This window comes from Gottfriedia sp. NPDC058432, assembly GCF_042721555.1.
GTDB lineage: Bacteria > Bacillota > Bacilli > Bacillales > Bacillaceae_G > Gottfriedia.
In genome coordinates, this window is record NZ_JBHXLC010000019.1 from 13,836 (window position 1) to 40,763 (window position 26,928).

The following is a 26,928-nucleotide window of genomic DNA, read 5'->3' on the forward strand; positions in this document are numbered from 1 at the left end:
TGGCAAAGGGTGATTTACATTGCAATCAACTGAAAAATTATATTGGACTTTAATTGAATATAAAGACTGGAAGATTCATATTGCTGCAACAATAAAAGGGCTATGTTTCGTAGGCTCACAGTGTGGAACCATTCAAGAATTACTTTTATTTAAGGATAAATACTTTCCTGGACTTGAAATGGAAGAAGATGCAACAATATTAGAAGATTATAAAAAAGAGATTATTGAATTTTTAGAGGGCGAGCGGACTAATTTTAATAGTAGTCTTGATTTTCGTGGTACTGATTTTCAAAATTCAGTTTGGAATGCACTATGCTCGATTGATTATGGAGAAACTAAAACTTATTCCGACATTGCGATTCACTTAAATAAGCCAAAATCTGTTCGAGCAGTTGCGAGAGCAATAGGTGCAAATCCAATATTGATCATAATTCCTTGTCACCGAGTAATTGGAAAGAATGGATCATTAACTGGCTATCGTGGTGGATTAGATATGAAGAAAAGTCTTTTAAAAATTGAAACTAGAAACTAAAGATGAAGATATTAATTAGGAGGTGTTTGGATGAAAAGTGAAATAGTTTATAAAAATCCAAAAACCATTCTAAATAAAGGTACAGGTTATCTATCTGGATATACTCACTCTTTAAATCCATATACTGGTTGCACATTTGCCTGTTCATATTGCTATGTAAGACAAATGCCTGTTTCACTTTTTCGGAAAAAAGAATGGGGTAGTTGGGTTGATATTAAACAAAGTGCACCTACAATACTAGAGAAAGAATTGAAAAGGGCAAAAAGTAAAGATAAAGTGACCATTTTTATGTCATCTAGCACAGATCCATATCAACCGATTGAATTTAAAGAAAGATTGACTAGAAGTTTATTAGAAGTCATGGTTCATGATCAGCCTGATTTTTTATTTGTTCAAACTCGGAGTCCGCTAGTAAAAAGAGATATCGATCTTTTAAAGCAATTTAAAGAGAAAGTACGTGTAAGCATGACGATTGAAACCGACTTGGATGAAATTAGAAAGTCTTTCTCACCAATTGCACCTCCTATTAATGCTCGACTTAAAACGTTAAAAGATCTTGTAGAAGCAGGAATTCCAGCCCAAGCTACAATTGCTCCTATTTTGCCTAGTAGCGAGGATTTCCCAAAAAAACTATCGGAAATTGTACAGAGAATCTGTATCGATGATTTTTTCATGGGTGATGGAAGCGGAGGGAAACGAACAGGGCGTCTTGGTATTGAAAAAAAATATACCGAACTAGGTTTAGAAGAATGGTATGGCCCAGAAGCTTATCAATTAGTTTATCAACGGTTTAAAAAATATTTTTCAGATGACCAGCTTTTCATTAGTCAAAAAGGTTTCGAACCATAAACAAAAAATTAAAAAACATCAATTCATAAAAAACGATAGAATATTAAGGTGTTTTATAGTAGAGCGTTTTTTGTGAATGGAGAGATAAAAGATGGCAGAAGTAAAACAATGGAAAGTAATTCAGATATTTTGAAAACGTTTCAAACAGTAAGTCAATTACGCCCTCATTTAAGAGAAGATGAATTTGTTAACACGATTAATAGATTAATCAACACAAATAATTATCATCTTGTGGCTGTGATCGAAAATGAAGAAGTAACAGCCGTTGCAGGTTATCGTATAACAGAATCATTAGCATGGGGAAAATATTTTTATGTTGATGATTTAATAACAAGTGAAAATCATCGAAAAAAAGGCTATGCACAACTTTTGTGGAATTGGTTAATAAAAGAAGCAAAACAAAATAATTGTGAACAATTCCATTTAGATTCAGGGGTACAACGTTACGATGCTCATAGGTTTTATCTTAAAAATAGGTTAAATATTACTTGTCACCATTTTCAAATGAATTTTTAAATAATTATTGTGATCGAATTGATACGAGGCTGTGAATACAGTCTTTTTTTTGTTAGTAAGTTTAAAACCACTAAAAAATATGTATTAAAACGCTAGAGTTGTAAACCAATAAAAAAACAGATTTTACTAAATTTGATTTCAGAAATAGATTAAAGGAATGATATACTATTTTCAAATAGATACAGGAGGCTTTTAGTAAATGAAAGAAAAGAATTCAAAACGGCTAGCCAATATTTCACTAATAGTGGCAACTTGTGGTTTCGCTGCAACAATGCCGTTTCAATCTAAATTATTTCAAATCCTTTCTGGTGGATTTGAGGCAGCATTAGTAGGGGGTCTTGCGGATTGGTTTGCTGTCACTGCAATGTTTCGTCATCCTCTTGGCATACCGATCCCACATACAGCTTTATTGCCTAAAAATAGAAAGAAGATTACTGAGGGGATTTTAACTACACTTAATAATCAATGGTTAAGTAAGGAAAGTTTAATTGAAAAGGTAGAAGAACGTGATTGGATTAATCAAGGTATAAATTCTTTTGAAAAAATGCTTGAAAATGAAGAATCAAGAAATAAAATGGTTTATTCAATCAAGCAATTTGGTGCATCTATTGAGGATGATACAATCAAAAACTATTTATTAAAAACTTTCAAGCCGACAATTGAGTCCATTTCATCTCAGAACTTATTAAGTAAGGCTGTCGATACGGTTATTGAAAAAGAATGGGATGCAAAGACCTATGAATTTTTAATTAATAAAATCGAAGAAACTGTTAGCTTACCACATATTAAGGAATTAATCGGCAAAGAGGTAATTCAGTTTATCGAGCGAAAGTTTTTTATGATTAAAGCTTTTCTCCCAATGATTGGAGAAGAGAAAATAACAGAATTTATACATAGTGGATTAATCGATTTACTATCGGAATTAAAACACCCGAATAGTGACAGGAGGAATTTCATTTTATCGTTTATTCGATTGGAAGCAGAAAAAAATAAATCGAATGAAAATATTATTCGTCAATTAGATGAATGGAAAAATAAAGGCTATGAATATATTGTAGATCAAGCCATTAAAATGTTTAGAACAAAAATTAATGATGAAGAGTTTATTTTTAATGCGATCCAAAAAATAATCAGCTTCATTAAAAATTCTAATTGGATTGATACTGTTGAGCAAAGTTTTAAGAAACTATTAACGAATACAGTTGAAAAATATCATCATAAAATTAGTGATTTAGTAAGATACAATATTGAAAAATTATCTACTGAAGAAATAACTGATCTATTGGAGAATAAAATTGGTAAGGATATTACTTGGATTCGTGTCAATGGAGCTGTTTGTGGATTTATTATTGGTTTAGTTCTGACAAGTCTAAGATTAATTTTTACATAATATTTAAACATACTTCCTACAAAAGCCTTAATTAACGTAAAAAGTTAATTAAGGTTTTTTTACATTATGAAAGGATAAATTGGCAGCAGGGAAGAAAAAACGACGTAGTTTCCAACTTTTGGAATTAATTATAAGTGCAACTACTTTTCTGTCTTCGCCTGAAGTGTCGCCAATAAATTAAAAAAATCCAATAAATAGAAACATAAGCATTTTATTGGAAAGAAAAATTTTTTTCATGTATTATAGGTTTGGGTAAAAAATATTTTCCGAATGAATAATTGGAATGAATTATTTGAACTAACTATAGCTCTAAATAAAAATTAAAGATCGTTTGAAAATATATTTTTTATTAACAACTATTTAAAAGCTCGACTAAGAGGAGGTTAAGTTAATGGATTCTATGTCATTTGTTTTGTTCGGAGCCACAGGCGATTTAGCAAAACGAAAAATCTTTCCTGCTTTATATAATTTATATATTGACCAAAAGATGCCTGAGTCTTTTTCAATCATTGGAATTGGTAGAAAAGATTTTTCAAATGACGAATTTCAGAATCAAGTAATGCAATCACTAATTACTTTTTCAAGAAGTTCTTTAGAAGATCAAAAAATGGTCCAAGAATTTCTAGATTCAATTCGTTATCAACAGCTAGATATCACGAATAAAGAAGGATTCGTTGATTTATTAGATTTAGTTAAAGAAAGAGAACAAGAATTACAGATTCCTGAAAACAGATTATTTTATTTATCAGTAGCACCAGAATTTTTTGAAGTTATTGCATCAAATATTAAAGAAAGTGGACTAGGTACGACAAAAGGTTGGAAGCGTCTAATCATTGAAAAACCTTTTGGACGTGACTTAAAGACTGCTAGAGATTTAAATGAAAAATTAAGTAAGTCTTTTAAAGAAGATGAGATCTTCCGAATTGATCATTACTTAGGTAAACCAATGGTTCAAAACTTAGAAGCTTTAGAGTTTGCTAATCCAGTTTTACAAGCATTATGGAACAATCAATATATCGCAAATGTTCAAATTACGGCAAGTGAAACAGTCGGCGTTGAAGAACGAGCGGGTTATTACGATAAATCTGGAGCTATCCGAGATATGTTCCAAAATCATATGTTACAAATGCTAATGATGTCAGCTATGCATTTAACTAACCAAAATTCTGCAAGTGATGTTAGAGCTGAGAAGAAAAAGGTTCTTGAATCTCTTCGACCATTATCAAAAGAAGAAGTAGTTTCTCATGTTATTCGAGGTCAATATGGTTCTGGTGAACAAAATGGTAAGAAAGTAGTTGCATATAGACAAGAACCAGGAATTGAGTTTTCATCACAAAATGATACTTATGTAGCAGCTAGAGTTTTAATCGAAAATGATTTTTGGAAGGGAATTCCATTCTATATCCGTACAGGTAAAAGAATGAAAGAAAAATCGACTCGAATCGTATTTGAATTTAAAAGCCCGATTCAAAACCTTTCAACAAAGAACAGTACAAATAATGGACCAAATTTATTGGTTATTGAAATTAATCCTAATGAAAGAGTTTCTTTCTATTTAAATAGCAAAAACGTAGATGGCAATATTGAACCTGTACAAGCTGAGTATTTCGCAAATAAAGAAGATCGTCCAGAAGCGTATGAGTTATTAGTATACGATGCTTTACGAGGCGATTCGAAATTTTTTGCTCATTGGAATGAAGTAGAATTGTCATGGCAATGGGTTCAACCAATTTTAGAAGCATTTGAAGAAAATTTAGTACCACTTCACACTTATAAATCCGGTTCATTTGGTCCAGAAGCTGCTGATCAATTATTAGCAGAAGATGGTTTCAAATGGTGGTTAGATACAGAATTTGTACAAGAAAATGAAAACAACAAAACAGATCTAAAAAGGAGTATTTAAATTATGAGTTCGATTTCTACATTATCAATTAATACAATCCGTACACTTTCTATTGATGCTATAAATAAGGCTAATTCTGGTCATCCTGGTTTACCGATGGGTGCAGCGCCAATGGCATATGCATTATGGGCAGATCATTTAAAGCATAATCCAAAAAGTTCAAAATGGTTTGACCGTGACCGTTTTGTTTTATCAGCTGGTCATGGTTCAAGTATGTTATATAGTTTACTACACCTTGCAGGCTACGATGTTTCAATCGAAGACCTTAAAGATTTCCGTAAACTAAATAGTAAAACACCTGGACATCCTGAATTTGGCCACACTGATGGTGTTGAAGCTACGACTGGCCCATTAGGTCAAGGTATTGCTACTGCTGTTGGTATGGCAATGGCTGAAGCTCATTTAGCAGGTAAATTTAACAAAGATAACCTTTCTATTATTGATCACTTTACTTATGCATTAGTAGGTGATGGCGATTTAATGGAAGGTGTTGCATACGAAGCTATGTCACTTGCTGGCCATATGAAACTTGGAAAGTTAGTTGTATTATACGATTCAAACGATATTTCATTAGATGGAACATTAAATCTTTCTTATTCAGAAGATATGAAAAAGAGAGCTGAATCATTTAACTGGCAATATTTAAGAGTTGAAGATGGAAATGATCATGTAGAAATTTCTAAAGCGATCGAATTAGCTAAACAAAATACAGACCAACCGACAATTATTGAAGTTAGAACAATTATTGGATACGGAAGTCCAAAAGTGGCTGGTACTAATAAAGCCCATGGTAATCCACTAGGTCTTGAAGAAGCAAAAGAAACGAAAAAAGCATATGCTTGGAACTACGAAGAAGATTTCTTTGTGCCAGAAGAAGTTAAGTTACATTTCAAAGATATACAAGAAAAAGGCAGTGAAAAAGAAGCTGATTGGAACCAATTATTTAATGCTTACCGTGAAGCTTTCCCAGAATTAGCAGCTCAGCTTGAAAAAGCAATTAAAGGTGAAGTTTTAATCGAAACAGAAGAATTATTAACTTTTGACGAAAATAAAACAATTTCTACACGAGTTGCAAGTGGAGAAGCGATTAATCACTATATTAAAACAGTTCCTGAAATTTTCGGTGGAAGCGCAGATTTATCTCATTCAACAATGACAGATATTAAAGATGAAAGTAAATTTGCTGTAGAATCATTTGCTGGACGTAATATTTATTTTGGTGTACGTGAGCATGCTATGGGTGCTGCTGCAAATGGTATGGCATTACATGGTGGAGTTAAGCCTTTCGTAAGTACATTCTTCGTATTTAATGATTATTTGCGTCCATCAATTCGATTAGCAGCATTACAAAAATTACCAGTAACATATGTATTCACACATGACTCAATTGCAGTAGGTGAAGACGGTCCTACACATGAGCCAGTTGAACATTTAGCTGCTTTACGTGCGATCCCTGGTTTAACAGTTATTCGTCCATCAGACGCAAATGAAACAGCTAACGCTTGGGCATATGCGTTACAAAATACAAATGGACCAATCGCTTTAGTATTAAGTCGTCAAAATTTACCAGTATTTGAAGAAACAGCATCTAGAATAGATAATCTTTCAAAAGGTGGATATGTTTTAACTGAAACGAACGATCAACCAGACTTAATTTTAATCGCTACTGGTTCAGAAGTATCGCTTGCAGTGAACAGTAAAAATGAGTTAGAAAAAGAAAACTTATCTGTTCGTGTAGTAGCAATGCCAAGTTGGGAATTATTTGATAAGCAATCCGATGAATATAAAGAGTCTGTTTTACCATCACATATATTAAACCGTGTTTCAATTGAAATGGGGATTTCACTTGGATGGGAACGCTTTGTTGGTTTCAAAGGTAAAAAAATCTCAATTGAGACTTTTGGAGCATCTGGAACAGGTAATGAAGTAATGGAATTATTTGGTTTTAGTACTGAAAATGTAGTAAACGTAAGTAAAACTTTATTAAATTCTTGATAAAATAATATTTAATTTATTTTTTTATCATAAAAATTTTTTCTTAGAGAAAAACATTAATATGTAGATAATATGGGAGGATAACGTAATGAAAGTTGGTTTAATTGGATTAGGAAAAATGGGACTAAACTTAGGTCAAAATTTAATGGATCATAATCACGAAGTAGTAGCATTTGATTTAAATACTGCTGCAGTTGAAGAAATGAAAGGCTTAGGTGCTATTGGTACTTCAAGCTTAGAAGAATTAGTTAAAAATCTTGATACTCCAAGAGTTCTTTGGATTATGGTACCACATGGTGTAGTAGATTCTGTTATTAGTGAAGTAAAACCATTCTTATCAGATGGGGATATTATCATTGAAGCAGGAAACTCACATTATAAAGAGTCTATTAGACGTTATGATGAATTAAAAGAACATGGTATCCGCTTCATGGATGCTGGTACTTCAGGCGGTATGGAAGGCGCTCGTAATGGTGCTTGTTATATGGTTGGTGGAGACCAAGAAGCTTGGGAAATCGTTGAACCAATCTTTAAAGATACTTCAGTTGAAAATGGTTTCCTATACGCTGGAAAAATTGGTAGTGGACATTTCCTAAAAATGGTTCATAATGGAATCGAATATGGTATGATGGCTGCAATTGGTGAAGGATTTGAAGTATTAGAAAAAAGTGACTTTGATTATGATTATGAAAAAGTTGCGAAAGTATGGAATAATGGTTCTGTAATTCGTTCTTGGTTAATGGAATTAACTGAAAATGCATTCTCAAAAGATGCTAAGCTTGATGAAATTAGAGGCGTAATGCATTCATCTGGTGAAGGAAAATGGACAATTGAAACAGCTCTAGACCTTCAAGCTGCTACACCAGTTATTGCAATGTCATTATTAATGCGTTACCGTTCATTAGATAACGACACGTTCACTGGTAAAGTTGTTGCGGCTCTTCGTAATGAATTTGGTGGACATGCAGTTGAAAAGAAATAAATAAAGTATAAAATAGGAAATATCCCTAAAAAATGGAGGAATTTAAAAATGAAATTTTTTATTGACACAGCTAATGTAGAAGACATCCAAAAAGCTTATAAAATGGGCGTATTATCTGGAGTAACAACAAATCCATCTTTAGTAGCTAAAGAAGGCGTTAAATTCGAAGACCGTATTGAAGAAATTTTAAAATTAGTTCCTGAAGTAGAATCAGTTTCTGCAGAAGTAACGCCAAACGCTGTTTCTGCTGAAGAAATGATCGCTGAAGCGGACGAGCTAATTAAAATAAACGGTGGAGATAAAAATATTACAATTAAATTACCAATGACACTTGCTGGTTTAGAAGCTTGCCGCTACTTAACGAAAAAAGGTGTTAAAACAAACGTAACATTAATCTTTACCGTTAACCAAGCATTATTAGCAGCTAGAGCCGGTGCTACTTATGTATCTCCATTCTTAGGTCGTTTAGACGATATTTCTGAAGATGGCGTATTATTAGTTGCTAAAATTGCTGAATTATTCAAAGTTCATAATATGGATGCTCAAATTATTGCTGCGTCAGTTCGTCACCCAGACCATGTTACTCGTGTAGCATTAGCTGGAGCTCATATCGCAACAATTCCTTACAGTGTTATTGAGCAATTATCTAAACACCCATTAACAGATCAAGGTATTGAAAAATTTGCTGCTGACTGGGCAAAAACTTCATTATAATTTGTAAGAAACTTTAAATTAAATAAGTATAAAGCCCCCATCTTCATTGAAACCTAGGTTTGTAGCTATGAAATGGGGGTATTTACATAAAAACAAGGAATAGAGGAGGAAATAGGAATGAATTCGAATCAGAAATTTGTTGGTTATGTAGGTACATATACAAAAAGTGAAAGTAAAGGTATTTATCAATTTACGCTTGATACAGAAAAACAAAGAATAACTGATGTTAAAGCGGTTGCTGAACTAGGAAATCCTACTTATTTAACAATTAGTGAAGACAATAAGAATCTATATACTGTTGCAAAAGAAGGAAACTTAGGTGGAATTGCTGTTTATGTGATTGATGAAAACAGTGGTGAGCTTAAAAAATTAAATGAACAGCTTAATGAAGGCGCTTCACCTTGTCATATTAGCATTGATACAGGAAAGCAAAATATTGTTACAGCAAATTATCATAAAGGTACAATCGAATTATATAAAATTAATCAAGAAAATGGTTTTGCTAGTGAGGTTAAATCAATTATGCAACATGAAGGTACTGGTCCAAATAAAGAGCGCCAAGAAAAACCTCATGCCCATTATTCTGGCTATACACTAAATGAAAAATATGTAGTTGCAATTGATTTAGGAATCGATCAATTAATTACATATAAAATCGAAAATAATTCTTTAATTGAAGTAAGCAGTCTTTCTGTTAAACCTGGAAGTGGGCCACGCCATATCACATTCCATCCAAATGGAAAGTTCGCTTATATAATGACTGAACTTAGTTCAGAAGTAATTGCTCTTCAATTAAATGAGGACGGAAGCTTTACAGATTTACAGTACATTTCTACAATTCCTAGTGATTTTACTGAAAACAATCAAGGTAGCGCCATCCATATTTCAAAAGACGGTCAATTCGTCTACGCAGGAAATCGTGGTCATAACAGTATCGCAGTATTTAGTGTAAATCAAGATACTGGTAAGCTTGAATTAGTGGAAATCACTTCAAGTGAAGGTAATTGGCCAAGAGATTTCGTTTTAGATCCATCTGAGAACTATTTAGTTGGTTCAAATGAAATGTCAGGGAATTTAGTTTTATATACAAGAAATAAAACGACTGGAAAATTAACAGTGATTCAATCAGACGTACAAGTACCAGAAGCAGTATGTGTGAAATTTTTAAACGCATAATCTAAATTAGGAGACTTTTAAGATGGATTTTAAAATAACTGATGCAGCTAAAGAAATACTTGGTGCAGTAGATCAAAATAAAATACTTCAATTAGAATTTGACCGAGGGAGCTGTGATGTCGTTAATAACATTTATGAGATAAAAGTTATTGATAAAAGAGAATGTGGTCCTAATGAAAAAATGATAATTGGAGACCAATTTGAATTTATGGTAAATAAAAATTTTGAAGATGTATATGAAGACCAACTAGTAATTGATTATGTTGATGGATCATTTGTTTTCAAAAATCGGAATCAAATTTTTAATAATCGAATCGGATTAACTTATATTAAGTAGGTTTAAGATTAAATAAGGATCTTGAATGATTACAAAAGAAGAATATTTTTTGAGATGCGATTCTTTGATGGATTAGCGTCTCTTTTTAATGATTATGTCTATTTTAGAATCAAAAAAAAAGAGAGGGGGTAATTGCAAATACAAATGTTGGTGTAATGGTTGGGAGTCGAACCCATTCCTGCCAATTTAAATTGGTTGTTCTACCGTTAAACTACCCTTACATATAAAAATCAACTCTTTAACATTAATTCTTATGGCTTACATCATTTTTTTTAATACAATTAGCAAATTACATTGTTCTCATTCCTTTCTCTTAACTTATTGTTTTTAAAGTGAAAAGTATTCGCTTCTATTCTTTTTTAAGTCGATTTGCTTGAATCTGTTTGGTCATCCAGTGTTTATCTGTCTGAACATGATTTTCTCGAACAAACTTTGCAACCGAATGTTTAAAATCATTGTATTGAAATCCATCAGTTAATCGTATAACGTATCCTTCTTGTTCTCCGCCTAAATTAGACTTCTTTGTATAGCAAGCTTTTATAGCTTCTTCATTAAATACATCCTTGTATAAAACCGGTGCTGTTTTTAGTCCTAATAATTCGGACCATATAATGGTATCTTCCCAGGATAGACACTTATTTTGTTCGTCCCATATCGAAAAGACATAAAAATAACTTTCTAGTTCCTCATAAAGGATCGAATGCATTGCAAATACATTTTCCCCACAAACTCGCCAATTTTCAGGGATTTGATAACCAATCGTAGCTTGTAGCATTTTAACCCAATGCCTGGACGGATGGTCTTGGCTATCAGTTGACCTTGCATGAATCGAATCTCGATAAATCGAGCAATTTTCACCATCTATTTTTTCCGTTACAACAACTTCTTTTCCAATAAAATTGTCAACATTATGAAGTGTTTTATCATCAAAAGTTTTAGATTCTGACCAAGGTAAGTGAAATGTCTTTGGATACTTAATTTTCATATTCTAATACCTCACTTCGCAAACGTATCTGCTTCACGAAAGAAATAAAGTTTTGCGAGTAATTCATCCCCAAGTAAATGATAAATTTCAGTCGCTCCGACGTTCCCACCGTAGTTAATTAACATGTGCATTTCGATGATCCCAACAACAGCTTGAATCATCTCATCTTCAAAACCTAGCTCTGTTAAAAAATGAAATGCAATTTGTGAAGAAACTTTTTCATGACCAAAGTAAGAATAATACCCTTTGGTAACTTTATACGTCTTACAAAATACCTTCCCAACATCATGAAACAGGGCCGCCATTTGCAGAAGGAGTTTATCTTTCTCTTCGTACATTTCATTAATGTACTCAATGAGTCCGTATGTGTGTTGACATAACGTCATTGAATGAAAAGGATTCTCTTGGTCAAAACCCTTCATTTCTTTAAAAAACGGTACAGTTTTGAGCTTTTCGAATAACTCTTCGTACGAAACTTCACTTACTAATAGATTTGTTAATTCTTCTTTCGTCATTTCATAAGAAAATGGCTCATGAATTGTGTGGATGACATCCCATCCTTCATTCTTTAAAGGAAAATCTAGGTTCTTCCTCATCTTAACAAGTATTCGATCTTCTACTACTCGTTTTCTCTTGTTATTACGATCTACACAAACCTCATACGGCACATCCATGTAATAACACTCTTTGTGAACGTTAACAAATTTATTTAATGCTTTCATTCGTCTTTCACGTTCAATATTTGTTGCATCAATGAGAACACTTTTCCCTTCAGCAAGTAAACGATTGGCTCTTTTGTATAATTCCATATACAAAAGATTCGTTCTTTTTTGCTTATTCATATTAAAGAATAGTGTTTGACGTAACTCATCGGTGGATAAAATAATAGCTTTTTCTTTTTTGGCGATTTGTTTAGCCATTTCACTTTTTCCACTACCAGGAATTCCAATCATATAAATCAATTTTTGCATTTTACTTCCTCCCTTTTCAAAAAGGCAGAACAGTAGGGTATTACGATTTGATGGAGCGAAAGTTCAAATTGAACAATTCCGCACTTTATATTATATATTCAAATGAAAGCTGCTGATAGTAAAACTTCCATTAAATTGAACGAATTACCATATTTCGAGATGAGGTATTTGTAACAAAAATTTTTTATATGCACAGAAGAGTGGAATAAATATAGTTAGAAGTAAAAAATAACCCAATTGACGGAAAATTATGTGTAATGGATAATTAAGAACAATAGAATCAAAAAAAGTCAATGGAGGTCGACTGTGTTCAATCAGAAAATAAAATACAAACTATTGCTTTTGTTGAGTTTTGCCTTCATCAGTTGCAATATCATTAAGCCTACTATACAAATGAATGGAAACAATAAAAAAAATATCATATCAACAATCCAATCAGTATCCAATGGGGAAAAGACTATTGATATTATTAAAACTTTTGATTTTGGAAATGATCGATATGTTGCCTATTTGCAAAACGATACTCCGTCATACATTCACTTTAAAAAAGACAAAATAGGAAACTATAGATTTCTAAATGCTGAATATGAATCGAACTATGAAGGTGACAGTAATAATGAAAATACAGTAAATTCAAACTTACAAGACTTTGCTTTGCCTATCAAATATAAAGATGACAAGCCTTTACCATTGAAAATACTAGTCATTTCAAATCATTATAATACTGTCTCTAAATTGAGTGTTTGCCTTGTGAATGCTACTGGAAGCACTGAAAAAGTTGAGATAAAAGTTGGTAGACCGAGCGCTAAAATCATTACTTTGTACAAAGCAACAAATGCATTTAGTATAGAAAATCGGTATTATGATGAACATGGAAAACAGATTGATTAATTAATAGATTAGGAACGATGAAAGGAGTAGATTATTATTTCTTATAACCAATTATTAGTAGAAATCTATTGTTTACATAGTAGTAAAAATGAAGAAAGTTCAATAATTCCAGGATTTAGTAAACAAGTTAAAAAACCAGGTTTTCATTGTATCGAAAATATTGTCAACATAAGGCTTAACATATGTTCCAAATGAGATTGCCTAAACAGATGAATTGGGTCTAGTTGCGCATGTTGATTCGCATATAGGTTTTGGCGGTGAGATGGAGCCAGAACATGCTAGTGAAGAAAAAGTTAATGATCTTAAAACAATGTGAAGTGAGATTTGTAAAAAGAAAATAGATAAAGCATACGAAGAATATATGGTAAAGAGTGGACTTAAAAGTAAGTAACTCTTCCACTCAAAAACTTGATTTTTTAGAGGCGCGAAGTTTCTATAAAGGGTAATAAGCACTGCGAAGGCAGGTGAAGTAACGAAACGAGCGTTTGGCGGGTGGACTAAAGAGTTACAATAGTGGACCTTATTTTATTTGAAATGCTTTTTCCATTAAGGTGTAGGATACAGGATTAATTGGATTGTTTGTGATATGATTTAAAATAAAAACATACACTCTAGTGATGTATATTTTTAACACTTTAGGGGATGGAGAAATGAAATTTGAAATGCAAAAAGCGAATATGTTGGCTGAAGATATAAATGATTTTGTCAATTTAGTACATAATAGTTATGAAAATAGTAAATATACATCTACAAATAATAAAGACAAAATATATCAAATAAAACTATTAATTGAAGAATTTAGATTCCAAGTATTGGCAGATGAACTATTCAGAATTAATCGGTTCGCATGGGATGGAAAATATACATATTTATTGATCGAGAACTTTATAAAAGGAATAAGCGTTATTGATGAATATGTGGAAAATAATTATAATGAACTTTATATTTTCACAGCAAAACTCTACACTTTAAAAAATTCAATCATTTCATTTAATAATAAATAATTTATGCGACAAAAATATTTCATTAAAAATTAAAAATGCTATTTCCTTTACAAAAGGTAATAGCATTTTATATTGAAGTTATTAAAGCTTTTTAAACCTGATTGGACTAACCATTAAGAATGCAAGGATTAAAGTAATCCATGCATTACTATAAAAAAACATTCCCATACCAGCTAGTGGTAATCCAGCGGCAGGGATCGGCAAGCCCTTAAAATAACCTATCGTTGGTTTAGCACTAAATTTTGCTAATCTTAATGCCCCCATTGTAGGAAAAAGGATAAATGCAAGTGATGTTAAGATGGATGGTGCCGAAATGGAATGAAACAAAAGAGCAGGGGCAACTCCGAAACTTACTATATCCGCTAAAGAATCTAATTCTACCCCGAATTCACTATTCACTTTTAATTTCCTTGCAACTCTTCCGTCAAGAAGATCAAAAAAAGCAGCAATGAAAATAAAAATTGAAGAAATCATTATTAAACCACTCATATTAAACTTAATCGAGAGAACACCGCATAATAAATTTCCGATTGTAAGTAAATTAGGTATAGATTTTACGACCTGACTAAACAAAGAATCACCCCAGAACATTAAAAACCTTTCAATAGTATTTTCTATCTATTTACACTTTATTCCTTAAAAGAAGCATTAACCTTGTGATTTGAAAAGTGCGTACAAATAAAAAGGATGGTATTAAAACGTCCTTTAGTAAATTTCCACTGAAAATTCATATTGCAAGTTTTGAAAATTTAAAGCTAATGCTAAAATGGAGTTATTATTCGGGTATACTTCGTATGTTACATTTAATTTTTACCGAAAACGTTAAGATATTGGTCTCTTAAATAGAATAAAAAAGGTGAAAATTACCAAATATCGAATATTTATTAGATGGGAACTATTCTAAAAAGCAATTAAATCATTTATGGAGGCTTTAAATGAAGACAATATCAGCTTCAATGGGATTAATATTAGAATTGATTAGAATTATAGTAATCTTTGGGGTATTAGGTGCTTTATTATCAACAGTTTTATCAGTAGTATACACAAAAATAGGTGTGAATCTATCTAATTCGGGATGGTGGAGTTCGTTTGGAATCCTTATTTTAATATTTGTCTTATATCGAAACAAATTCCAATTCAGTGGATGGTACAATGGGAAAGGTAAGGAGAAATTAACGAATAAAGTCACTGGACTTTTAGTTTATTGCTCAATAGTATTGATGTTACTTCCTGGATTAATTGAATTATTTAATAGGTTTGTAAAATAATCAGAAACAAAATTATTTGATTAGCTATATAAAAAGATCGACTTCTCGTCGATTTTTTTATTTAAAAATCAAGAAGATAAAAGATCTATTTAAAAATGGTTCATGAGTAAATTACCAAGAAAGTAGAAGAAAATATCTTTAAATTATTGGAGGGGTTGAATTGACACTTTTTGGTTATTTATTTTGGGGATTTATAGTTGTCGCAATTGCATTTGGTTTCTTTATGCAAAAAAAATTCGGAACTAAAGCACCAGATAAAACGGAAAGTCAAAAATTGCATGAAGAAATTACTAGACAGACACATAACAATGATCGACCAAGATTTTAAATCACAAGTGTGGTTGTTGTATGGAAAAAAAATACACCCAATTAATTCTATTTCCAAATGAAGTTAAAGCTTGAAAAAGTTAATATAATAGAGAAAGTAGTTTTTTTACCAAGAAAGGAAAATAGCATGAAAAAGATTGATGAATACTTTGAAACAGCAATGGAAGCTTGGAGCATGATGCAAAAAACGACTGATGATGAAGGAGCAGAATGGGCAGAAAGATTTGAACGCTATTTCTATGAATTTATTGATGAATTGAAGAAATGGTGGGAAACGCTTGATCCAAAACCAACAAATATTGAAGATGCAGAAGAGTTACCTGAAGTTAAAAAGTGGTTGGAACAAATTCCTGGTCCAGTACAATTAAATTTTTTAACTGAATTAGAAGATATAATGGACGGTTTTGATACAGTACGCTTTGATTAAGGAGGAATACATATGTCCGAAAAAGATTTGGATACTAGATTTAATGTAACTTATAAAGAAGCGAAAATGACCTCTGGCGTAAAAATAATAGAAGATAAAGAGACAGGAATACAATATTTATTTAGTTGGCATGGCTATGCTGGAGGGCTCACTCCATTATTGGATAAGAACGGGCAACCGGTTATAAAGGAAAAGAGCGAAGAGGAGTAAGAGCTGATTATGAATCAGCTCTTTTTCATTTCAAAGGAGTGCATATTAGTTTATCAACGTTTTCAAAGAAAGTTATCGTATTAAAATTTGATGTCAATTCTAAATACTATTTCAAAAAGTCACATCGAAAGTATGATGTGATTTTTTGAATTTATTCAGTATGTAATCCAGCGAATATTACCTTTAATCCATATAGAAATTGTTCTTCAAAGTCAAAACTATAATGATACTGTTCACCAAAAAATGAAGTAAATGCAGTTATTTCTTCATGAGTGTATGTGAACTGTTTTGCACGATGTTCGTCTGCTACAAAAGATAATACATAATTGTTAAATAGGTTACCCGCAACAAGACAGTTTTGATCAGATACCCCGTATTTAGTCAAATTTTCTAAAGTGAATTTGACTGCTTTTAATCTGCTTGGTGTAGTTGGCATAGACTGCGCAAAAACATCTACTGCATCTCGTGTCTTTAATAGAACTCTTCGAACTTCAAATGCTAGAGCTGTTAAAGCTTCCTTGGCATCATCCAATTCTTCAGGTAGGACAATTTCATTATTTAAGTGCTCAGCAATTAAATCATACAAAGCTTGTTTATCTTTAATATGCCAATATAAGGATGCGGCTTTGATCTCAAGTTCCTTTGCCAATGTGCGCATCGATAAATTACTGATTCCGTCACGATTTAAAATATCAAGGGATGCTTTTACAATTGCTTCTTTCGTTATAGCCATAAAATCTCTCCAAAAATTTAATAATTGCCATTGACTCTAACAGTGTTAGATGTTAATCTAACGATGTTAGATAACTAACGTTGTTAGACGTTTTGTTCTCTTATTGTACTAAAAATATAAATTAGTTTAAAGTTCAAACAAATTACCTACTAGTTAAATCAAATAAATTTAAATATAAGACTTGAACAATGAGTGATAACATAAAAAAAGAGATCGGGTGGATATGATGATGAAAAATAAGCGTAAGAAAAAAGATATTGGAATTTACGGATATACAGCAAAATGGTATGACAAAAACTCACGAAAAAGTCGTTTAACACAAATGAAAGAATACGCAAACGAAATTAAATCTTTAGTTAAAGAGGGAGCAAGAATTTTAGAAGTAGCACCTGGACCAGGATATTTGTCTATTGAACTAGCGAAAATGGGCTTTGATGTTACAGGAGTAGAGTTAAGTCCAGATTTTGTTAGCATCGAAAAAAATAATGCGAAGGAAGCAAATGTTTTAGTAGATTTTAAAGAAGGTAATGCATCAAATCTACCTTGTGATGATAACACATTTGATTTTATTGTTTGCAGTGCAGCATTTAAGAACTTTATGGATCCAGTCAAAGCACTATCAGAAATGTATAGGGTATTAAAACCGGGTGGAACGTCGCTTATTATCGATATGAATTATAATGCAACTGCTGAAGATATTGAAGGTGAAATAAGAAAAACTGAAATGAAGGGTTTTGATAAGTATTTTGTAAAATTTGCATTTAAAACTTTCTTGAAAAAAGGTGCGTATACAAAAGAAAATTTTGAGATGTTAATAAATGAAACTGAATTTAAGAATTATAACATTAAGCAAGAAGGTATCAGTTTATATGTTTATCTTTATAAATGATAATGTTTATTAATTGAATTATATAAGTATTCGAGTTTCAAGACTATTAATCTTAAAGAATATTTTGGCATGTAAGTTGAAGAATTTTTGTTAAAATTCCCCATTTAAATTCTAGATTGTTATAATAAATATAGATAATTATAGAAAGTTGGGACCTGTTTGAGAAAATTTCTTCTATATATTTTGTATTTCAAGCTAATATGGGATCTCATTCATTTAGTATATAAGGCTTGGGGAACGTATACACCACAAAATCTAGTTTTTGATTCTATTTCAATATTCATCGATTTATTTATAATTGTGATTATACTAAAAATAAAAAAGTCTAGAAAAAAATTAACAAAATTTGAGCACTTCCATAACGAGGCTTTTAATTATGATGAAAGAAAAGAATATGAAAAAGCTCTTCAAGTAAGAACAGAAGGTCTGAATTTACAATCACTAACTGATTTACAACGTGCAGAATTACTTGTGGGTAATGGTGGAACTTATTCTTATTTAAATGATTATAAAAATGCTACCAACAGCTTCGATCAAGCTTTTGAGCTAGTTAAACAAGAGAAAATTCCTTATGATGAACAATATAAAGTAATAATTGAATGTTATGTAAAAGCAAACCGAAAAGAAGATGCCATAAAATTAGTTGAGGAATTGTTAGAGAGACAATCTTACAATAAAAAATTCAAAAGATTACAACCAATAAAGGATCAATTATTAACTTAATCTTACTAATGGTTATTATAATGATTCCGTTTTAATAGTGAACAATATAAAAAGTCGATTCCTCAAAGGAAATCGACTTTTTTATTGTTAATAATCATTTATTATTCATAAAATTTTGTTTCTCTAAATATTCTAGAACTGTTTGAGAATATTCATGGTGAGATTCTTGTGTATACTTTGCGATTGTATAAATTTGAGCTAAATTCTTTAATCCTAGTTTTTCAGTCATTTCTTTAAGCTTTGGAACGTCCATATAACGTTGCCAACCTTTTTCATTTCTTTCTTTATAGATTTCAAGAATATCTTCATCTGAATAATCATTATATTGTTCATAATGAACTAGACCATTTCTTGGAAGTCGGTCACGTAATGCAGGGTTTTCTTTAGGATAGCCTAATGAATAACCTACAATTGGAACGACATTTGGTGGTAAGTTAAGAATCTCTCCAATTTGATTACAATTTGCAAGTGTAGAGCCCATATAACATAGACCAAGGCCAGCATTCTCAGCTGCTAATGCACAGTTTTGTGATGCCAATGTAGCATCAATGGCACCAATCATAAAGCTCATAAAATTATCAAAATGTACAGGTGCATCATTAAGCGTAAGCCATTTTCTCATTCGATTAAAATCCACACAAAAAGTTAAAAGAATAGGGGCATCAATAACCATTGATTGCTCCATATGAGCAGAATATAATTTTTTTCTAATCTCTTTGTCTTTTGTGACAATAATCGAATAAGATTGCATATTGCCACTTGATGAAGCACGAATACCTGCATCTAATATTTGATCTAGCAGTTCTTGACTTACTTCCTTATCCTCGTATTCTCGAATTGATCTGTGCCCGTGTAAAACATCGTTAAATTCCAAAACTTTCACTCCTCATATTAAAAAGATTTCATTAGAAATAATAAGAAATATACAAAAGTCGACATATTATTTAAATTTGTAATTATTTCTGAATAATCAAATTATAAAGTAAACATATCATAAAAAAACGTTACCGTACACAAATTTGTACTTTTCAATAAATTTTAGGGAAAATTACTCAGTTTAATATTATTTTAGAATAGTATATTGTCTAAAAATGTCAAAAAATTACAGAGTAGTAGTTGTTAAAAATAAATGAATCTAACAAAATTGGTAGAATATAGTAAAAGGCGAGACTAAAAACAGGGAGTCAAAGAGGTGAAATAGTGAAAAATTTACTCTCGGGAAGTATTACGTTTATAATCTTGATTCTGACACCTTTTGGATTTTCCTATGCAATGGGTTCTTCTTGGACGGATTGGCTTTTTGTTAGTTCGTTGTTCATTACAGCTATTATCGTTTTTTTTAATACTAGTGGGGATGGATTGATTGGGAGATTAGATAAATCTACAGTTCAGGGGAAAACAGGTATCATAGCAGGAATAGATAATAAAACGGAAATATTTAAAGTTCCATTTTCGTTTTACATTTCATCAATCTTTACAATTGGTAGCCTATTTCTAACACAAATAAATTGAATATAAATAAAAAATAAATTAAGCTCAGCATCCTATTTTAGACTGAGCTTAATTTTCTTTTTTATTTAAGTTTTTAGTGTCTACTTATCAACTAAGTTTATTATTCTAACTTTAAATTCTTAAATTCAATTCGATATAAATCACGACGTCGATCGCGTAATTGACGAACTGATCCCGTATTTCGAGAACGTCTTAATTTTTCAAGGTCTACATCTCCGACTACGACAGTATCAACATTTGCATCACATTCACCAACAATACCATCTCTTGCAAACCCAAAATCAGAAGGGGAGAAAATACCAGATTGTGCATATTGAATGTCCATGTTCTCTACATGTGTTAAGTTTCCAACTGTTCCTGCGATACAAGTATATACTTGGTTCTCAATCGCTCTTGCTTGAGCACAATAACGAACACGAAGATACCCTTGACGATCATCCGTACAAAATGGAACGAAAATAATATTTGCTCCTTGATCAACGGCAATACGAGCAAGTTCTGGAAACTCGATATCATAGCATATTTGAATAGCGATTTTTCCACAATCTGTATCAAACACATGGATTTCGTTACCTTCTGAAATTCCCCACCATTTTCGCTCATTAGGAGTTGCGTGAATTTTTAATTGCTTTTCAATCGTACCATCGCGTCTAAATAAATACGCAACATTGTATATATTGCCATCTTCCTCAACGAAATGAGATCCCCCGATAATATTGACATTGTAACGTACAGCAAGTTCTGTAAAAAGTTCGATGTATTGCTCAGTATAAGTTGCAAGCCGACGAACAGCCTGATCGGGGCGTTTTTCTTCTAGAAAGGACATCAATTGTGTTGTAAACAACTCTGGGAAAACAGCAAAGTCCGAACCGAAGTCAGCGGCGACGTCAACATAATACTCGATTTGCTTTGTAAAATCAGAGAATGAATCGATTTTTTTCATCATGTATTGTATTGCGCATATTCGAACTGGGAATGAAGCTCGATAAACACGTTTAGATTTTGGCAGATAGTCAATATTACTCCATTCCATCAAAGTGGCAAAGGAATCTGACGCTTTATCATCCGGAAGGTAACGTGTATTAATTCGTTTAATTGTAAAACCTTCCATCAACTGGAATGACAAAACAGGATCATAAATACTATGTTTCTCTACTGCTGATACATACTCACGTGGTGACATTTCATCTCTATGTTTATGATAATTTGGGATTCGACCACCAATGATAATGCTCTGAAGATTTAGCTGTCGAGCCAATTCCTTTCGCGCTTCGTAAAGACGATGGCCAATTTTCATACGACGGTATTCAGGATCAACCATTACTTCAATTCCATATAAATTAAACCCATTCGGATCATGATTTGTAATATAACCATTATCAGTTATGACGTTCCAAGTGTGTTGATCATCATATTCGTCAAAGTCAACCATTAAACTTGAACAAGAACCAATAATTTTATCCTCATACTCAACGCAAAACTGACCTTCAGGAAAAATGCGAATATGACTTTCTAACTGTTCGCGTTTCCATCCTTCCATGCCAGGAAAACAACGGTTTGATAACTTCATAATTTCACTAATATCTTCCATCCGTATATTTCGAACTTCAATTTTCTTTTCGTATTTTGACATATCTGTCTCTGACATAATCTCACGTCCTAAATATAAATGTCTCACTTACTAAGGGTCCAGCATAAAAGGTCTATGGCATTTCCGATTCTTACAGTTAGGATACCCACAATTTACCTTTTCAATATGATCTAAAAAAGAGATTTCTATTTACAACAGATTTTATGAAAATAAAAAAAGCCATATTTATTGGCTCCTTTATTAATTACATAGAATTGTTTTACTTAGTACGATTATTTCGAAATGCATTCGGAGTAACACCTACAATTTGCTTAAAAACTTTACCAAAATGGTTTTGATAGTTAAACCCAACTGCGACCGCTATTTCTAAAATAGACTTATCACTTTGAAGTAGTAATTTTTTACTTTCGTTTATTCTTATTTTATTTAAATTATCATTAAAAGACATACCTGTTTCTTTTTTTAATTTTTTGGAAAGATGAGAAGGGCTTATATTAAATTTTTGAGCTACATCTTGTAATGTAATACTTTCATAAAAGTTTGTATTTATATAATGAATAATTTTTTTTATAAAATTAGAGTAACTCGGATTTGAAAAATGGATGATGCATTCAGAAAACTTTACAATCATTTCTTTCATTAGTTTAAAAATATCAAGCTTCGAAGTTAAACTTTCTACTAAATTTATATATTTATCTGCTAATGTTCTTGCATATTCATTATCTGTACCAGAATCAATTGCGTATTGAGAGATTATTCCACAGGCAGCTATAAAGTGATTTTTCATTGATCTTAAAGAATCTCCTTTTGCCAACTCAATTTGATCGAATGATTGAAACATCTTAGTAAAATCAAATTTTTTTTCTAATTCCCCAAATTTTCCTTCTATTAAAATCGCTTTAAATTCTTCAAATTCCTCGTAAGTAGCATGTAAAGATTCATTCTCATAATAAAGTTCAATTAAAGATACTTCAGGAACGAAAGGAGATTGATTTTCTTTACCTTCAAGTTGATAGTGTTCTGGTTCAGTGAAGGCATTATTTGAATACGGCTCAATCATCCATTGAAATAATTTCAAAAAATGATCTGATTTATTATAAAGATCTGATTCGGATGTTGCGTCTAAACGATTTAATCCCATATTTGAACCAAACATAATAAGCAAATTTTCATCTTTGTTTTTGATTAAAAAAACATGATATAAGAGAGTTTCTTGCCAATAGAGTTTAAAATAATTATGTTTAGATTCTAATATAGAATCTAATTTCACTTTAATTGTTTCAAGCGTTTCTATGAGAAAATTCTGATGGTCATTTTTAATAATAGGTGAAGAAAAAGAAAAAACGATATTGAAATCAAGATCAATTCCTATAATGTCTAATCCAGAAACAATCTGGAAACTGTTAATCTTGATTTTTATTTCTTGTATATTGATGTGTTTATAATTTTTCAAAGATAGATCCTCACAATTTTAAGCGTTTTTTATCAAAATGAACAAAAAATTATCAAAATACTCTTTTCAATTATTATATATTTTAGTCACAACAATATGTAAGGGTTTTCATTAAGTTTAATAATCTAAATATTTTAAAAATGGATTATTAAAATATGGTGAACTTCCCAAAAGTTTTAAAAAATGATGAGAGTAGGGATCTATATGAATTTAATACCAAAAATCAACGGTAAAATCGAAAAGAAAGAAAAAAATTGTTTCGCTATAAAAGAAGCTCTTTCTATTAGAAATAGTGAATTCATTGATGCTGGAATTGAGGTATTTTCGGACAGATTAAAATCTAAATGTGACATTTTTGTTTCGCAAACAAATTTAAATACAGAGGCCGATATTGAGTTAATAAAAGATCCTACAGTTGAAAAAAATGGTTATAAGATTGATATTTCTCAAGAGCAAATTAAATTATTCTCAAATGATGAAGCTGGTATAAAAAATGCTCTTACGACTCTATATGTATTGATTGTCGAGGCAGTCAAAACTTCTAATCGAAAACTAGACGGCGTTATTTTTTCAGATTATCCGAAATATAAGCATCGAGGATTACTTGTAGATGTTAGTAGAAATTTCTTCGACGTAGATGTATTGAAAAAGATAATCGAAGAAATGTCGTTAAATAAATTAAATGTGCTTCATTGGCATTTATCCGATGACCAAGGCTGGAGAATTGAATCAAAAGTATATCCTAAATTAACTGAAAATCAAGAATATTATACGCAAGATGAGATAAAAGATGTAATCAAATTTGCCGAAGCAAGAGGTGTTGAAGTTATACCAGAAATAGATATGCCAGGACATGTTACTGCCATGTTAATTGCCAACCCAAGTCTTAGCTGTATTGAAGAAAATGTAAAATTAGCAAGTAGTGCTGGTGTGTATAAGACAGTTCTTTGTCCGGGAAAAGAATCAACATATACTTGGATATTTGCTCTATTAGATGAAATCGTTCAGCTTTTCCCTTCATCTAAATTCCACATAGGTGGAGATGAAGTTCCAAAAACAAATTGGAAAACCTGTCCTCATTGTTTAGCACTTATGAAAAAAAATAACATCGATAATTTTGATGATCTACAATATGCATTTAGTAAACGAATAACCGATCATTTAACTCAACATGGTAAACAAGTCATTTGTTGGAATGAAACATTAAGAGCTAAAGATGTTGAAAACAAATTGGCGACACAATACTGGGTTGAATTTACTGAGGAAAGCTATTGCAAACCATACTTTGAAAATGGACAAGAAGTCATTTTCTCTGACTTATTTAATTATTATTTCGATTATCCATATTCAATTGTAACTTTACAAAAGACTTATGATTATCATCCAAATCCTGCCTTAAATGCTTCAAACGTGTTAGGGATTGAAGGAGCAATTTGGACTGAAAGAGTTACTACTCCCGAAATATTAGAATATATGATTTCACCTAGAATCAATGCACTTGCAGAATCAAGTTGGACAATTGAACGAAATTATGAGGATTTCTTAATTCGTTTAAAAGCATATATGGAAGAGTTAAACTTAATTACTTTAAATCATGCCCCATTTGAAGCAGCAACAATTAACGGAACGGCTGCTCAGGAAGAGGCTAAGCAATTCTTAATGATGATGTTTCAATTTCTTCAAAATAGCGATATTGACATGGGGTTAGATGAAAAAGAAAAACAAGTAATGATGTCTAAGTTTTTAAATAATATTTTTGACGAAGAAACAGCAACGGAACTATTAAAGCAAACATTGTAATCATTAGGATATGGGGAGCGGAATTATGGGGAAAAATTCAGTTTTAAATGAACGAATCGTTATAGAAAAAAATGCGAAACCAAAAAATACTTTTGTTACAAAAAAATCAGAGCGTTTCATGTACAGCTCATATTTCTTTGGTCAAAATATAATTTTCTTCATTGTATCTTCATTTTTAGCAGTTTATTATACAAGTGTTTTAGGAATTAGTGCAACAACTGTAGGAAGTATACTTTTACTAGCAAGAATTTGGGATGCATTTGTTGATCCAACGCTCGCTACAATTATCGAACGATTAAATTTAAAGAGTGGTAAATTTAAACCTTGGGTAAATATAGCTTCAATTACTGTGCCTATTATGACTTTTCTTTGTTTCGGATTTAGTGATCATTTACTTGCAGCTTCTGAAGGTGTACGTATTGGCTATGCAGCATTCACTTATTTAATATGGGGTACACTTTATGCTGCAGCAGATGCTCCTGCTTTCGCATTTTCGACGGTTATCACTCCTAATCCTGAAGAACGAACAGTTCTACTAGCAAACAATCAAATTACAGGGATTGTCGGTATACTTGTAGCAGTAGCTGCATTCCCAAGCGTTTTAAAGGCTACTAATAATAATTACATGATTTCTGTGTTAATCTTTTCAATCATTGCATTTCTAGTTATGTCAATGACGAGATTTGTAAAAGAACGAGTAAAATCAAATAAAAAAGAACCAGCAATTAAAGAAATCTTACATTCACTTTTAAATAATAAATATTTAAAAACAATCGTAATTGTAAATATCATTGCAAATGGAGTTAACTTTACAAACACTTTAGCACCATTTGTAGCGACTGATATCTATAAAGATGCAACTAAAGTTTCACTGATTCTTGGAATTGGTATTCTACCAGTAGTTCTTGTTGCACCTTTTGTTCCAAAGTTAGTAAACAAATATGGAAAAATTAAACTTATGTCTTTTGCTTTAGGGGCAAATGCATTACTATCAATTGTCACATACTTTGTTGCATATGAAAATTTCGGATTATTTTTAGGAGTTTCAGTTCTTAAAGCAATGTTAATCGCACCACAGCTTGTTATTTATCCAATGTTCTTTGCTGATTCAGTTGAATATGATTGCTATAAAAATGGTACACGTTTTGAAGCAGTTATATTTTCTACACAAACATTCAGTTCTAAAATTATTGGAGCAATTTCCGGAGGACTTGGTATGTGGATCATAGGTATTGCAGGCTATAAAGCCGCAACAAATGGACATGCCATAACTCAAACTGCTACTACTCTAAAATCCTTATGGGCGACATTTAATCTAGGTGGAGCAGTAGGATGTATAATTGCATTATTTATCTTCCTTAAGTTCTATGACTTATCAGAAGAACAAGTTAAAGAAATGGCCCTTGCTAATCAAAGTAAAATCTGAGAGATTGATCGGTAAAAGATAGAGGTAGAAAGGACATTTTTTAATCAAAATGTCCTTTTTATTTTTATTGCTTTTGTATGGAGCGATCGAATTACTTTTTTTCTTCTTATTGGAGTAACTGGAAAGGTATGAGTAAGTAAATAAACAAAAACGTGAAATATAGTTACTCATAAGAGGTTCATGAGGAAGTAAAACAGCGAGAATCTGAAATGTAGTTACTCATAAAAGGTTCATGAGGAAGTAAAACAGCGAGAATCTGAAATGTAGTTACTCATAAAAGGTTCATGAGGAAGTAAAACAGCGAGAATCTGAAATGTAGTTACT

28 protein-coding genes are annotated in these 26,928 nt (G+C 31.5%); 21 read left to right on the plus strand and 7 right to left on the minus strand.

Annotation, left to right across the window (positions count from 1 at the left end; translation table 11 throughout):
* The first annotated feature begins 19 nt into the window (after positions 1-19).
* The 10 genes from ACFWM3_RS17415 to ACFWM3_RS17460 all read left to right on the plus strand — a co-directional run bounded on the left by ACFWM3_RS17415 (position 20) and on the right by ACFWM3_RS17460 (position 10,394).
* Entirely contained in the window at positions 20-532 is a 513-nt protein-coding gene (locus tag ACFWM3_RS17415) for a methylated-DNA--[protein]-cysteine S-methyltransferase (RefSeq protein WP_390312241.1), read from the plus strand.
* Between the two features lie 30 nt (positions 533-562).
* Positions 563-1,381, plus strand: coding sequence for an SPL family radical SAM protein (locus ACFWM3_RS17420; protein ID WP_390312242.1), 819 nt, complete (start codon positions 563-565; stop codon positions 1,379-1,381).
* Between the two features lie 72 nt (positions 1,382-1,453).
* A complete protein-coding gene (locus tag ACFWM3_RS17425) occupies positions 1,454-1,897 on the plus strand; it encodes a GNAT family N-acetyltransferase (protein ID WP_390312243.1) in 444 nt (147 codons plus the stop codon).
* A 199-nt stretch (positions 1,898-2,096) separates the two neighbouring features.
* Entirely contained in the window at positions 2,097-3,287 is a 1,191-nt protein-coding gene (locus ACFWM3_RS17430; RefSeq protein WP_390312244.1) for a DUF445 domain-containing protein, read from the plus strand.
* 391 nt (positions 3,288-3,678) lie between these two features.
* Positions 3,679-5,190: a glucose-6-phosphate dehydrogenase gene (gene zwf, locus ACFWM3_RS17435; RefSeq protein WP_056465975.1), complete on the plus strand. Its 1,512-nt coding sequence runs from the start codon at positions 3,679-3,681 to the stop codon at positions 5,188-5,190.
* On the plus strand, positions 5,191-7,185 hold the full coding sequence (tkt, locus tag ACFWM3_RS17440) for a transketolase (protein WP_390312295.1): 1,995 nt from the start codon (positions 5,191-5,193) through the stop codon (positions 7,183-7,185).
* Positions 7,186-7,273: 88 nt separating this feature from the next.
* Positions 7,274-8,167 (plus strand): phosphogluconate dehydrogenase (NAD(+)-dependent, decarboxylating), encoded by an 894-nt coding sequence (gene gnd / locus ACFWM3_RS17445; RefSeq protein ID WP_390312245.1) that lies wholly within the window; start codon positions 7,274-7,276, stop codon positions 8,165-8,167.
* A 48-nt stretch (positions 8,168-8,215) separates the two neighbouring features.
* A complete protein-coding gene (fsa, locus tag ACFWM3_RS17450) occupies positions 8,216-8,881 on the plus strand; it encodes a fructose-6-phosphate aldolase (RefSeq protein ID WP_056465967.1) in 666 nt (221 codons plus the stop codon).
* A gap of 117 nt (positions 8,882-8,998) precedes the next feature.
* Complete coding sequence (locus ACFWM3_RS17455; RefSeq protein WP_390312246.1) at positions 8,999-10,057, plus strand: lactonase family protein; 1,059 nt, start codon at positions 8,999-9,001, stop codon at positions 10,055-10,057.
* A gap of 22 nt (positions 10,058-10,079) precedes the next feature.
* Positions 10,080-10,394: an iron-sulfur cluster biosynthesis family protein gene (locus ACFWM3_RS17460; RefSeq protein ID WP_056465961.1), complete on the plus strand. Its 315-nt coding sequence runs from the start codon at positions 10,080-10,082 to the stop codon at positions 10,392-10,394.
* Between the two features lie 349 nt (positions 10,395-10,743).
* Here the strand turns inward: ACFWM3_RS17460 and ACFWM3_RS17465 are convergent, their stop codons facing one another.
* Positions 10,744-11,379: an RNA ligase family protein gene (locus tag ACFWM3_RS17465; protein WP_056465958.1), complete on the minus strand. Its 636-nt coding sequence runs from the start codon at positions 11,377-11,379 to the stop codon at positions 10,744-10,746.
* Positions 11,380-11,390: 11 nt separating this feature from the next.
* On the minus strand, positions 11,391-12,350 hold the full coding sequence (locus ACFWM3_RS17470) for an AAA family ATPase (protein ID WP_056465955.1): 960 nt from the start codon (positions 12,348-12,350) through the stop codon (positions 11,391-11,393).
* Between the two features lie 306 nt (positions 12,351-12,656).
* On the opposite strand from ACFWM3_RS17470, the gene ACFWM3_RS17475 reads away from it, so the two are divergent.
* A complete protein-coding gene (locus tag ACFWM3_RS17475) occupies positions 12,657-13,241 on the plus strand; it encodes a hypothetical protein (RefSeq protein ID WP_390312247.1) in 585 nt (194 codons plus the stop codon).
* A gap of 650 nt (positions 13,242-13,891) precedes the next feature.
* The gene (locus tag ACFWM3_RS17480) at positions 13,892-14,245 is read left to right on the plus strand and encodes a hypothetical protein (RefSeq protein ID WP_390312248.1); all 354 of its coding nucleotides are present in this window, start codon (positions 13,892-13,894) and stop codon (positions 14,243-14,245) included.
* An 81-nt stretch (positions 14,246-14,326) separates the two neighbouring features.
* Here ACFWM3_RS17480 and pssA read toward each other — a convergent pair whose 3' ends face one another.
* The gene (gene pssA / locus ACFWM3_RS17485; protein ID WP_390312250.1) at positions 14,327-14,818 is read right to left on the minus strand and encodes a CDP-diacylglycerol--serine O-phosphatidyltransferase; all 492 of its coding nucleotides are present in this window, start codon (positions 14,816-14,818) and stop codon (positions 14,327-14,329) included.
* Positions 14,819-15,180: 362 nt separating this feature from the next.
* On the opposite strand from pssA, the gene ACFWM3_RS17490 reads away from it, so the two are divergent.
* The 4 genes from ACFWM3_RS17490 to ACFWM3_RS17505 all read left to right on the plus strand — a co-directional run bounded on the left by ACFWM3_RS17490 (position 15,181) and on the right by ACFWM3_RS17505 (position 16,477).
* Positions 15,181-15,513: a hypothetical protein gene (locus ACFWM3_RS17490; RefSeq protein ID WP_286131549.1), complete on the plus strand. Its 333-nt coding sequence runs from the start codon at positions 15,181-15,183 to the stop codon at positions 15,511-15,513.
* Positions 15,514-15,673: 160 nt separating this feature from the next.
* Positions 15,674-15,841, plus strand: coding sequence for a hypothetical protein (locus ACFWM3_RS17495; protein WP_156339587.1), 168 nt, complete (start codon positions 15,674-15,676; stop codon positions 15,839-15,841).
* 126 nt (positions 15,842-15,967) lie between these two features.
* Positions 15,968-16,267, plus strand: a complete 300-nt coding sequence (locus ACFWM3_RS17500; RefSeq protein WP_056467032.1) for a hypothetical protein — start codon at positions 15,968-15,970, stop codon at positions 16,265-16,267.
* 12 nt (positions 16,268-16,279) lie between these two features.
* On the plus strand, positions 16,280-16,477 hold the full coding sequence (locus ACFWM3_RS17505) for a DUF6440 family protein (RefSeq protein ID WP_056465943.1): 198 nt from the start codon (positions 16,280-16,282) through the stop codon (positions 16,475-16,477).
* A gap of 151 nt (positions 16,478-16,628) precedes the next feature.
* On the opposite strand, the gene ACFWM3_RS17510 is transcribed toward ACFWM3_RS17505, so the two are convergent.
* On the minus strand, positions 16,629-17,210 hold the full coding sequence (locus tag ACFWM3_RS17510; RefSeq protein ID WP_056465940.1) for a TetR/AcrR family transcriptional regulator C-terminal domain-containing protein: 582 nt from the start codon (positions 17,208-17,210) through the stop codon (positions 16,629-16,631).
* Between the two features lie 229 nt (positions 17,211-17,439).
* Between ACFWM3_RS17510 and ACFWM3_RS17515 the strand changes: the two genes are divergently transcribed.
* Positions 17,440-18,099 (plus strand): class I SAM-dependent methyltransferase, encoded by a 660-nt coding sequence (locus ACFWM3_RS17515; protein WP_286131547.1) that lies wholly within the window; start codon positions 17,440-17,442, stop codon positions 18,097-18,099.
* 159 nt (positions 18,100-18,258) lie between these two features.
* Positions 18,259-18,822 carry a tetratricopeptide repeat protein gene (locus ACFWM3_RS17520; RefSeq protein WP_056465936.1) on the plus strand — a complete coding sequence of 188 codons (564 nt, stop codon included), beginning with the start codon at positions 18,259-18,261 and terminating at the stop codon, positions 18,820-18,822.
* A 94-nt stretch (positions 18,823-18,916) separates the two neighbouring features.
* On the opposite strand, the gene ACFWM3_RS17525 is transcribed toward ACFWM3_RS17520, so the two are convergent.
* Positions 18,917-19,696 carry a nitroreductase family protein gene (locus ACFWM3_RS17525; protein ID WP_056465933.1) on the minus strand — a complete coding sequence of 260 codons (780 nt, stop codon included), beginning with the start codon at positions 19,694-19,696 and terminating at the stop codon, positions 18,917-18,919.
* A gap of 326 nt (positions 19,697-20,022) precedes the next feature.
* Between ACFWM3_RS17525 and ACFWM3_RS17530 the strand changes: the two genes are divergently transcribed.
* Positions 20,023-20,334: a hypothetical protein gene (locus tag ACFWM3_RS17530; protein ID WP_390312251.1), complete on the plus strand. Its 312-nt coding sequence runs from the start codon at positions 20,023-20,025 to the stop codon at positions 20,332-20,334.
* Between the two features lie 100 nt (positions 20,335-20,434).
* Here ACFWM3_RS17530 and ACFWM3_RS17535 read toward each other — a convergent pair whose 3' ends face one another.
* Together ACFWM3_RS17535 and ACFWM3_RS17540 are read right to left on the minus strand one after the other, a co-directional pair.
* Positions 20,435-21,982 (minus strand): bifunctional GNAT family N-acetyltransferase/carbon-nitrogen hydrolase family protein, encoded by a 1,548-nt coding sequence (locus ACFWM3_RS17535; protein WP_056465927.1) that lies wholly within the window; start codon positions 21,980-21,982, stop codon positions 20,435-20,437.
* 202 nt (positions 21,983-22,184) lie between these two features.
* A complete protein-coding gene (locus ACFWM3_RS17540) occupies positions 22,185-23,378 on the minus strand; it encodes a helix-turn-helix domain-containing protein (protein WP_390312252.1) in 1,194 nt (397 codons plus the stop codon).
* A 204-nt stretch (positions 23,379-23,582) separates the two neighbouring features.
* Here ACFWM3_RS17540 and ACFWM3_RS17545 point away from each other — a divergent pair, with 204 nt between their 5' ends.
* Positions 23,583-25,178, plus strand: coding sequence for a beta-N-acetylhexosaminidase (locus ACFWM3_RS17545; RefSeq protein ID WP_390312253.1), 1,596 nt, complete (start codon positions 23,583-23,585; stop codon positions 25,176-25,178).
* A gap of 25 nt (positions 25,179-25,203) precedes the next feature.
* Positions 25,204-26,604: an MFS transporter gene (locus tag ACFWM3_RS17550; RefSeq protein WP_390312254.1), complete on the plus strand. Its 1,401-nt coding sequence runs from the start codon at positions 25,204-25,206 to the stop codon at positions 26,602-26,604.
* Positions 26,605-26,928 lie beyond the last annotated feature (324 nt).

Coding starts and splice junctions, on each gene's coding strand:
- ACFWM3_RS17550 (WP_390312254.1), top strand. CDS start 25,204: ATGGGGAAAAATTCAGTTTTAAATGAACGAATCGTTATAGAAAAAAAT.
- fsa (WP_056465967.1), top strand. CDS start 8,216: ATGAAATTTTTTATTGACACAGCTAATGTAGAAGACATCCAAAAAGCT.
- ACFWM3_RS17470 (WP_056465955.1), bottom strand. CDS start 12,350: ATGCAAAAATTGATTTATATGATTGGAATTCCTGGTAGTGGAAAAAGT.
- ACFWM3_RS17505 (WP_056465943.1), top strand. CDS start 16,280: ATGTCCGAAAAAGATTTGGATACTAGATTTAATGTAACTTATAAAGAA.
- ACFWM3_RS17420 (WP_390312242.1), top strand. CDS start 563: ATGAAAAGTGAAATAGTTTATAAAAATCCAAAAACCATTCTAAATAAA.
- ACFWM3_RS17510 (WP_056465940.1), bottom strand. CDS start 17,210: ATGGCTATAACGAAAGAAGCAATTGTAAAAGCATCCCTTGATATTTTA.
- ACFWM3_RS17490 (WP_286131549.1), top strand. CDS start 15,181: ATGAAGACAATATCAGCTTCAATGGGATTAATATTAGAATTGATTAGA.
- ACFWM3_RS17535 (WP_056465927.1), bottom strand. CDS start 21,982: ATGTCAGAGACAGATATGTCAAAATACGAAAAGAAAATTGAAGTTCGA.
- ACFWM3_RS17430 (WP_390312244.1), top strand. CDS start 2,097: ATGAAAGAAAAGAATTCAAAACGGCTAGCCAATATTTCACTAATAGTG.
- ACFWM3_RS17515 (WP_286131547.1), top strand. CDS start 17,440: ATGAAAAATAAGCGTAAGAAAAAAGATATTGGAATTTACGGATATACA.
- ACFWM3_RS17480 (WP_390312248.1), top strand. CDS start 13,892: ATGAAATTTGAAATGCAAAAAGCGAATATGTTGGCTGAAGATATAAAT.
- zwf (WP_056465975.1), top strand. CDS start 3,679: ATGGATTCTATGTCATTTGTTTTGTTCGGAGCCACAGGCGATTTAGCA.
- ACFWM3_RS17455 (WP_390312246.1), top strand. CDS start 8,999: ATGAATTCGAATCAGAAATTTGTTGGTTATGTAGGTACATATACAAAA.
- ACFWM3_RS17545 (WP_390312253.1), top strand. CDS start 23,583: ATGAATTTAATACCAAAAATCAACGGTAAAATCGAAAAGAAAGAAAAA.
- ACFWM3_RS17460 (WP_056465961.1), top strand. CDS start 10,080: ATGGATTTTAAAATAACTGATGCAGCTAAAGAAATACTTGGTGCAGTA.
- gnd (WP_390312245.1), top strand. CDS start 7,274: ATGAAAGTTGGTTTAATTGGATTAGGAAAAATGGGACTAAACTTAGGT.
- ACFWM3_RS17500 (WP_056467032.1), top strand. CDS start 15,968: ATGAAAAAGATTGATGAATACTTTGAAACAGCAATGGAAGCTTGGAGC.
- ACFWM3_RS17465 (WP_056465958.1), bottom strand. CDS start 11,379: ATGAAAATTAAGTATCCAAAGACATTTCACTTACCTTGGTCAGAATCT.